This window comes from Trichocoleus sp. DQ-A2 (assembly GCF_039961915.1).
Taxonomy (GTDB): domain Bacteria; phylum Cyanobacteriota; class Cyanobacteriia; order Cyanobacteriales; family FACHB-T130; genus FACHB-T130.
Map to the genome: position 1 here is coordinate 1 of NZ_JAMPKD010000049.1, position 8,617 is coordinate 8,617.

Annotated in this window: 11 protein-coding genes; 2 read left to right on the plus strand and 9 right to left on the minus strand. The window is 46.1% G+C overall.

The genetic code is table 11. The annotated features are described in order from the left end of the window. The 4 genes from NC997_RS26825 to NC997_RS26840 all read right to left on the minus strand — a co-directional run. A partial coding sequence (locus NC997_RS26825) for an HD domain-containing protein (RefSeq protein ID WP_190530129.1) occupies positions 1-375 on the minus strand: 375 nt, incomplete at its 3' end. 17 nt (positions 376-392) lie between these two features. Next, positions 393-608: a hypothetical protein gene (locus NC997_RS26830; protein WP_190530131.1), complete on the minus strand. Its 216-nt coding sequence runs from the start codon at positions 606-608 to the stop codon at positions 393-395. 232 nt (positions 609-840) lie between these two features. Continuing rightward, a complete protein-coding gene (locus tag NC997_RS26835; protein ID WP_190530133.1) occupies positions 841-2,316 on the minus strand; it encodes a hypothetical protein in 1,476 nt (491 codons plus the stop codon). A 103-nt stretch (positions 2,317-2,419) separates the two neighbouring features. Then, on the minus strand, positions 2,420-3,319 hold the full coding sequence (locus tag NC997_RS26840; protein ID WP_190530135.1) for a DUF559 domain-containing protein: 900 nt from the start codon (positions 3,317-3,319) through the stop codon (positions 2,420-2,422). Between the two features lie 66 nt (positions 3,320-3,385). Between NC997_RS26840 and NC997_RS26845 the strand changes: the two genes are divergently transcribed. Further along, positions 3,386-3,571, plus strand: coding sequence for a hypothetical protein (locus tag NC997_RS26845; RefSeq protein WP_190530137.1), 186 nt, complete (start codon positions 3,386-3,388; stop codon positions 3,569-3,571). 154 nt (positions 3,572-3,725) lie between these two features. Here the strand turns inward: NC997_RS26845 and NC997_RS26850 are convergent, their stop codons facing one another. The 5 genes from NC997_RS26850 to NC997_RS26870 all read right to left on the minus strand — a co-directional run bounded on the left by NC997_RS26850 (position 3,726) and on the right by NC997_RS26870 (position 8,060). After that, positions 3,726-4,442, minus strand: a complete 717-nt coding sequence (locus NC997_RS26850) for a hypothetical protein (protein WP_190530140.1) — start codon at positions 4,440-4,442, stop codon at positions 3,726-3,728. An 89-nt stretch (positions 4,443-4,531) separates the two neighbouring features. Then, positions 4,532-4,894 (minus strand): hypothetical protein, encoded by a 363-nt coding sequence (locus NC997_RS26855; protein ID WP_348257838.1) that lies wholly within the window; start codon positions 4,892-4,894, stop codon positions 4,532-4,534. A gap of 259 nt (positions 4,895-5,153) precedes the next feature. Then, positions 5,154-5,924, minus strand: coding sequence for a TIGR04255 family protein (locus tag NC997_RS26860; protein WP_190530141.1), 771 nt, complete (start codon positions 5,922-5,924; stop codon positions 5,154-5,156). Between the two features lie 307 nt (positions 5,925-6,231). After that, on the minus strand, positions 6,232-7,836 hold the full coding sequence (gene c2c8 / locus NC997_RS26865; RefSeq protein ID WP_190530143.1) for a type V CRISPR-associated protein C2c8: 1,605 nt from the start codon (positions 7,834-7,836) through the stop codon (positions 6,232-6,234). Next, positions 7,833-8,060 carry a helix-turn-helix transcriptional regulator gene (locus NC997_RS26870; protein ID WP_190530145.1) on the minus strand — a complete coding sequence of 76 codons (228 nt, stop codon included), beginning with the start codon at positions 8,058-8,060 and terminating at the stop codon, positions 7,833-7,835. The genes c2c8 and NC997_RS26870 overlap by 4 nt, the downstream gene beginning before the upstream one ends. A 174-nt stretch (positions 8,061-8,234) precedes the next feature. Between NC997_RS26870 and NC997_RS26875 the strand changes: the two genes are divergently transcribed. Next, a partial coding sequence (locus NC997_RS26875) for a hypothetical protein (RefSeq protein WP_190530147.1) occupies positions 8,235-8,617 on the plus strand: 383 nt, incomplete at its 3' end.

Here is an 8,617-nt window from a genome sequence, read left to right on the forward strand (position 1 = left end):
ATCTTTACTGAGTTTGTCAAGTTCTTTTTCGGCAACATGACCAAAAGGCGGGTGCCCCAGATCGTGTGCTAGCGCGGCAGATTCGACCACGTCAGGGTCTAAGCCACCACACTTATCTCTTAAGCCTGGATTTGAAGATGTATCTTGAATCAGTTTTTCAGCAAGTCGTCTCGCAATTTGTGCAACTTTCAGTGAATGGGTTAGACGATTATGGAAAATACTTCCTTCGCTAGCACTGGCAACTTGAGTAACTTGCGATAGCCTACGGAAGTAAGTAGAGTAAAGCAGACGATCTCGATCTATTTGAAATGGTGTTCTTTGATCGCCTGCTTTATTATCGGCGTGCTGACGGGACTCTCTGGAAGAAGCCTGCATATTTTTTTTAAAACTAACTATCTAGCTTTAATTGACCAATTGTTAGTAAAACGAGCGTTACCTTCTTCAACCATCTTCCAGATTGCTTCCTTAGCAATTCGTTTTGGGTCAGAAATTTCGCTCAACTGCAACAAGTCAATTACATCATACAAGCTCATGGAACACTCGTCGGATTGAAGCTTTTTAAGCAGAATAGCTTCAGCTTTCTTTAAATCGGAATCTATTGCTAACATACGCACTTTGACTGATTACTATAAATCACACTTGACATCTCTTTACGGACGGGTTGATTGTATTGTAAGTGAATTCACTCAGTATTCCGCCTGTATATTAGAAAACGTAAATTTGTTAAGAAAGGTTATACAGATAACCGAACTAAAAATAGACAGTTGCTGTGCTTGATAGAGTGAACCGACTTCTTCGACGCAACGTGAGCGCAAGGCTGCTACCGCGAAAATTTCGCCCTTACAAATTCGCCCCCTTGACCGACTGTTTGGATAAGTCCCCGTAGATACTTGCCGCATCTCTTACGGGGCTTGCCGTTGATACGTTCAGGTTAGTGGGGCGGCTTGCCATGCCAGAGATATTCTCGTTGAGCTTCCGAAGTTCTTCTACGATGTCTTTATTGCCAACCTTGGCAGAAGCCATCGTCGCTTGTACTCGCAGCGGGTTAACATCTCTAAGCTGACCCGCTAGCTGAGCGATGTCACCCATCCCGTTTTGCTGCAACATCATCGAGAAGAAGGGGTTGTCCTTCATCGACATGGCTGCTGTTAGCAGGTTGGACTTGCGATCGCCGACGCCCTCAAATGACTGCTTAAAGGCGTCCTTGGCTTGCCGATTTTTCTCCCATTTCTCAGAGCCAACCCGGAACACAAGTCCGCCCCCGCCTCTCGCTCCAGCTTCGGCTGCTGCATTTTCGGCTAGCCGCTTGGAAGCCTTCTCCGCCCGTTCCAGTTGAGCTGCATTTTGACGGGCTGCGTCCGATGCGCCAAACTGCGATCGCTCCATCTGCTGCTGAACGCTGAGCGTTTTTCGGGCGTTGTCGAATAGTTCCGCCTGCTGGTTAAGACTACCCTCTTGTAGGGCAAGATTATCCCTGGATAATCCCAACCCTTCTTGAGCGATTTTAAGCTTGGAATCGGCGTCTGCCAAAGCTCTATCCTTCTGTCTAGGGTCTTCAATTCGCTCTGCCTTCTTCCTTTCGCCTTCAGCTGCTTGGACTGCGGCACGAGCTTCCAAATCGGCTTTCTTGGCTGCAAAGTAAGCTTGCCGCGCTTGCATATCCGTGCGTCGCAAATCAATTTCTAGCATCATTCGAGCGTGTTGCTGTTCGGCTTTAATTGCTTCAGCTTTAGCCGTTGCGATTTGACTTTCCAGCGCTTGACGCCTATCTAGAATTGCTAGCTCAAATTCAGCTAGCTTGGCTTTTGCCTGTTCTCCAGCGCTGCCCGATTCTTTGGATTGAGCCACGAGCGATCGCAACTGTTCGGGATTGATGGCGACGCCAGCCGCGCGAATTTGGCTGACCATCACATCTCTGAGGTTAGCCGTGGCTTTACTGGCGAGGGACTTGCCTGCGTTGTTGAGCAGTCCCTCTTCGCTCAAGAGTCGTCCAAATAATTCCTCAGCTTTTTTAAGCTGCTCTAGGGGCGCTTCTAAGGACGCAATTTTGGCATCGGATAAAGCTTTAGATAAATTTTGGCGCGACTCTAAAACGGTTTTTAGCTGTTCGTCCGACTTGATTAACAAGTCGTTTTGCTTAGACTGCAAATCTAACTGTCGAGTCTGTTCCTCACTGATGCGACTAGCAGTGCGAATCCGATCTTCAGCACCGGCGATCGCTTCTTCTCTGATTCTTTTTTGAGCAGAAATCTGGAAGTCAAGTGCCTGAATCGCCTGCTGGTTTAACTGGGACTCAAGCTGCCTGCGCTCGGACACAGAAATATTCTGCTTCAGTTTTTCACGGGTAAGCGCCGATTCGGCTTCTAGCGATCGCGCGAGACGGTTTAATGAAATGACTTATTTCTCTTCTTGCAACTCTTTAAGATAATAATTCCTGAATATACGGAACGCACTCATAGGGCGAACTTTTAGCAAAATTATTGATAAATCTAATGGTAGGAACGCCTATGTCCGCTAGCATCGCCATTTGACGATTATCTTTATTAATGTTTTCGTCATTTAACCAGTGCTGATTCCCATCAACTTCAACAACACAAAGTTTTCCAGTTTCCAGGTTCAAGCACACAATATCAGCGGTGTAATAGGGTTCTATCTGAACTTGGTGGCAAGGATAGATTCCGGAGGTTTTAGAAAGTGCATTAAAAAGCTGATCTTCCCCTGGACCTATAAAGCCTTGAGCGCGTGTGATTTGTATTTCTTCTTGAGAATGCACTCTCCATGATTTCTGCTTCCAAACTTCGTTAATAGCAACCTTTGTTAATTGCTTCTGCTCTTTTTGCTTAAGAAGGTGCGCTTCCTTGTCCTTTTCCCACTTAGGCAAACGCACTGTCTGATAATCATTTAGATGCTTTTTATATATTTCAAATCTTCTTTGGTTTTTTATGCTTGCTTCTTTTCTCGCCTTTTTGTAATTAGGAAATTTGTATATGAAAGCCCATGCCCAAATTCCCATCAATCCAAAAAAAGCCAAAACATTAATTCTAGGAATTAAAAGGAAAAAGCACAAAGCTACGGTTAACCAAATAGGCTTCCAGTCTTCAACTTTAATCAATTCAGGTTTTTCGGGAGGACTCGGCTCTCTTAAATACCCATCGGTAAAACTTAGTTGTTGAATATGCCCTTGGTTGGGAGTTGTGCATTGATAGATACGGGCAGGGCAGTATTCGTCGCGCAGGTTCCCTTGAGTCATTACATCAGTACATGGCGGGACAATTTTAGGATTCCCAATACTTAGGCTATATATTGCGATCACCTTCATTCCTACCGCGAAAATTTCGGCCTTACAAATTCGCGCCCCTCATCCCTGATTACCCCATCGCTCCTTATGGCTAATCTAGAGGCGGGTTTTTTGGTGATTGGGGAGGGAGCGATCTATTGGTTTGGCATCGATATCCACGACGACATTAACTCTCGCCCCCAAGTCGCTGCTCTATTAGTTCCTGGGGCGTTATCCCCAATTCTTTCGCCTGAGCCGCCAGTTGCTCGTAAGATGAGCGTGTTCGCGATATAAATTGCTTCTTATATTGATGAGCCTAGTGTTATTTTAAGAGTTCTTTGATAGCTATCTGTTTTTATAAGATTTCTGGTATTTAGGATGCATCATACACAGCGAGCAACTAGCTATCAATGGCACAGATGACTTTGAGAAGGCAGGGTAGTTACAACTAAATTACTGGTCCCGAAGGCTCAGTGCGATAGCTTAAGTGTTCCAGATGGAATTCAACGGTTTCACGCATATCGCGGAGTGTGAATTCCATTTCAGAAACCGCTTCGCACTTGCGTAAAATCACATTGCCGCAATCCTTTGTCTTATCTAAAAGCCTTGGAAATTCTGTTTTCAAGCTTTGTGCAATATTTTCAGACATTTGGCGGTAATCATCTTTATCAGTGATATAAACAATGTTGAGCGAGAGTTCATACGGTTCTTCGGGAGGAAGTTCCTCTTCGGGGTCATAGGAAAGACGGAAAGACAATATTCCAGAAGAATTTTTCTTACCTTTCTTCTCAATGTATGCGAAAACTTCACGAAGCCTATCAACGAGGCTGTTCGGTAGAGCATGGCGACGATATCTAGCAGCTAACCAACTTTGAAGAATTTGCCGAGAATCAGTGAGTTTATAAGTATCATCAGGCTGAACTGCCTCAAGCTTATCCTTCTGTACTATCAATCTTTTTGAGGAGAGCAGTTCGAGGGAAACAAGTTTTTCACCGTCTGTGTAATCTAAGTGTAAAACGCGCGGATTTTTCCCATGCGTGTAATTCCCATTGCTTTGCTCCAAGATACGAGCAAAGATGAATTCTACAGCAGGTTCAGCATCCAGATTGTCATTGGCGATATCGCAATCATGAGATATTGCTATAGCTAGAACAGTATCAGGCATATCGGTCAAGCCTACTGCCTGAAAGTCTTTCCGAGCCAGCACGCTACCCTGTCGCCATCTGGTGTTTCGGGACCAAGGCATTTCTAACACTAACTCCTCTCATAGATAGCCACAGAAGATTCACCTAACACATCGTCGAGCGATCTCAAGTGTTTGCCAACACTCTTAGGTTCACGACGGGTCTGAGCTTCCTTATCGGCTATTGCCTTGATAGTAGCTAAAGCCTCTACAGGGTCTTCATCTGTTCTGAGTATATCGAGCAAGGAACGTCCGTTTAAAATTGGACGATTTACCAACTTATCTAGACGGATGATGTTTGCTTGATGAAATTTATCAGCGGCGCGGGACAATTGCTGAATACGTATTACTGCTTCTCCCTTTGGCTCTTGTCCTGCCAACCAAGCATAGACTGTAGGACGAGTGACCCCTAGAACAGAGGCTAAATCAGACATACTTATAGCAAATACATCACGGATGTTAGCAACATGCTCAGCAGGCGATCTTGTATCAATCTGCTTTGCCCTACAAGGTTCGACATGTATACGTGGATCGTAATATTGATTTAGTACCTTAGGCGTACCATGTGGCGTCATAACACCACCAGTACCTGATGTCCAAATCCATATGGGGGCGCGAATTACCCTAGCTTGATGAGGACTATTAGTTTTTATAGGATAAAGAGGAGTTTTGGGATATGGCTTTGTCATTTTCTTAAGCCCACTTTTCTCTAGCGTAGTCAGTTACCGCAACCTTGAAAGCATTCGTGATGATGTCATGTGCTTTCTGAAGTTGATCTTCAACTTCTATGAGATTAAACTCGTTTCGCTTAGCAACAAAATAGTCAGTATCCAACACAGCATTCCGACCATTAATTTCTGCAAATCGGGCTTGTAGTTCGAGCTGTAACGGAAACAAGTCAGGTGATAAAGCTAATGCCCCATCTGTAATAACTGCTCTAGCAACTAAGTTGCCATCCTCAATAGCTGTGACCGTTTCGGTAAAGCTATGGCTTAGACGACCCTCTAGATTTGCAGAAAAGCCAAGCAGAGATGGGTTCAAATATTGTTGTAGGGTATCGTTACCTATCGGAGTAACAGCATCAAGATAACGCATTCCAATCCGTTCAACATAAGCCAAGTCAACAATTTCGTGAACTAGCTTTAAACCAGAGAGGGTCTTTTCCAAGAAATCTGCAAAGGTATCGTACGTAGTAGTGTGAAAAACCAAGGCATTTGAGAGTAACCAATATCCTTCAGTGCGTTTAGTATTCGTAAAGCTCCAGCGCATATGCTGCGTAGGCTGAACGTCAGGTTCTGCTTCATCTAGTCGGCGAATTGTGAGTTCAAATTGATTTTCGGCTCGGAAATCAGGGAACCCGCTTCGGCGCAGGCGCTCCTGCAAACGGGCAACATAATCCGACATTTGGGCAATTGGGTTAAATTGAACCTGAGCCAGTGTATAGAACACGGGCGCAAGAGTCATTCTCGACGGCGCTGTTGTCATATACCCCGCAAGGATTTCATAGTTCTACTTTACACCTCATTTTACACTTTTATAACCTTAGATTTAGATAAATAAAATTTTGGTTTGGAATAACGGTTAAGAACGATGGACTTCATCAAAAATAATCAGGTCAAAAAAAGCTGGGATAAATTGTTGATAAAATCGCGCCAAAGTTTGCATTCCGCTGACGGTCTTTAATGTTGGCAACTTGCCTTGCGATCGCCTTCACCCCTTGCCCCTGATTTCCTCTTCAATTAAGCGAATGATTCCGTACTTGCGATCGCCTTTACCCCTCGCTCCTGATTTCTTCCCCAAAATCCCATAAAGTAAGCTGAATGAAAGTTTTATTCCAGGGTTGCGCGAATCGGGATTTTCTCTTGCGTTCGTTTGGGAGTCTGGGCGTATCAAGGTTTGAGGTTGGTTGAGGCGGAGTAGGGGGAATAAATCCCCCCGCCCCGCGCGATCGGTTGCCATATTCAGGCAACGGTGCTGATTGCTCAGCTTCCGCCTGCGCCGAGAGCATTTCGCCCCCCTTCAGCGGCATGAGTTCCCACCCCCAAGGGCGGTACTTTCCCGAACTCAGGAAACTTGAATTAAGCAGATGGTTCCGTGAAGCGTTGGTGTCTGCTTGCTGTGTAATCCCGAAAGCTTTGCAAATGGGATTAACACAGATAAATTCTGACTGGCTGCGGCGATTCCCCTTGGAGCCACAGCGGTGACAATTCTGACTGGAATGCGGTGCATGGGTGCGCTCTGCTTCTCTTCCCCATACTTTCGCCTTGGTTTCAATTTTGGCTCTCAAGTCACCAATCGCCACATCCAGTAAGCTGCGATTTAAGCCAGCTTTCGCTTTAGCCCCATTCCGCTCGTGCCCTTTGCCGTCTTCTTTTAGTACAGCTTTAGGGCGGCGAGTCATGTTTTGTAGCTTCGTGTCTTCAATTGCCAATGCCCCATACTCCCGCACCAATTTTGTGCTGAGTTTGTGGTTAAAGGCGTTACGAGTGCGGCGAATTTTCTCGTGTTGCAGCGCAATAAATCGCTTGGTTTTTTTAGCGCTGCTGCTGTCTTTCTGCTGTCGCGCTAGCTTCCGCTGCAACCTGCGAAGGCGCTTTGTTTTGCTGTTTAGTAGTCTGGGATTCGGGACTAATCGCCCTTGGTCGGTGGCGATCACTGCTGTCACGCCTGGGTCAATCCCCACAGCTTTATCGTTTGCTGGCAGCGTGACTTCTTCTGAAGGCACGCACACCTGAAGATAATATCCAGAAGGTTCTTTAAGAATTCTGGCACTGCCATATTCTTCGGTCATGAAGCGCTTGAAAAAGCCTTTGACGTACAGCTTACCTAGCTTGGGAAAGTGGACATGACCGTTATCGCCACCCGGTATTCTTTTGGGGTTTAGCTCTTTATATTTGCCGCCGGCATTGAGGTTGACGAGCGATTTTAATTTATCGTATTTACCCTTAAACTTTGGCTTCCTGCCGGGATGTTTAGGGTTGGCGTAAGCTTTCCAAGACTTGTTTAAAGCGTCATTTACACCACTTTTGAACTTACATGGAACGTCTTGCAGCCATTCAGGAATGCGATGGCTCCTGAAAAACTCGCACTGTGCGAATTTCTTCGGATTTTCAATGTCTCGGCAGGTGCGGATCTCGCAGAATTTATGCCCTGCTTTGGTTTTTCTGACTCCTATTCCTACTAATTTGCCATCCTTCCACTTGAGTTTCAGGCTCTCTGGGATAGGGCGATCTACCTTCTTCCTCCAGCGCCGCTGTTGTGCCTCTAGGCGAATCTCCAACCCCCGGTTCCAAACCCACTTTAGTTGCTCCAGCCACAGATCGATTGTTTGTGACTGGGCGACGGTTGGGTAGATTTTGAATTCGAGGGTCTTCATGGGCGATCGCTCTCTTCATCTGGCACATATCTCAAAAAGTCTCCCGGCTGCGCGGCATAAGTCCGGCAAATTGCATCCTGAGCTTCCTTGGAAGGGTAAGCAGCACGCTTCCGGAACAGGCGGTAAGCCGTAGCTTGAGCCAGTCCTGTATCTTTCCAAAATTGGTAAGGCGTTTCTACTCCTCTGCCCTTCAAAAAATCCTCAAGCGTATTAATCATCGCCATGCAGTAGCTCCATCAACATTAATCTACTCTCACTCAGTGGCAACTGTCAACAGTTGACAGTTGCCACTGAGTGAGAGTAGTATTTAAAAAGCTAGCCGCTCCGGTTCCCAAGTTTTCTCAGGACTAGAACCAAAAGCGGCTTCCACCAATTAACCGAAGTCAAAAGGTACTTTAATGATCTCACAACAATTGCTCCAAGCGATCGCCCCCATCACCAAAGCGATCGCACCCACCGCACCCGCCACCAGATCGCCTCTCTCCATCGACGAGAAAATCACCATCGCTAAAGTCCTGTCTTGGGACACTTACCAGGAAGTCCATCCAGAAGAAATCATCACCATCTGGATGAAAGAGGATATCCTCTGGACGCTCCTTTCCGGCAACCGCGCTATCCCCATCCACAAGGACACCTTCAAGAGCATTCGGGACGCCCAACGCCAGTCCGAGCCGCAAGAAGAGCTGAACGAATACATCGCTCTTCAAGCGCAAGAAGTCGCGCCAGAGATTGAAATCGACCGCAACGAAGCGGGGATTTATCGCGTTTGGCTGGGGTTAAA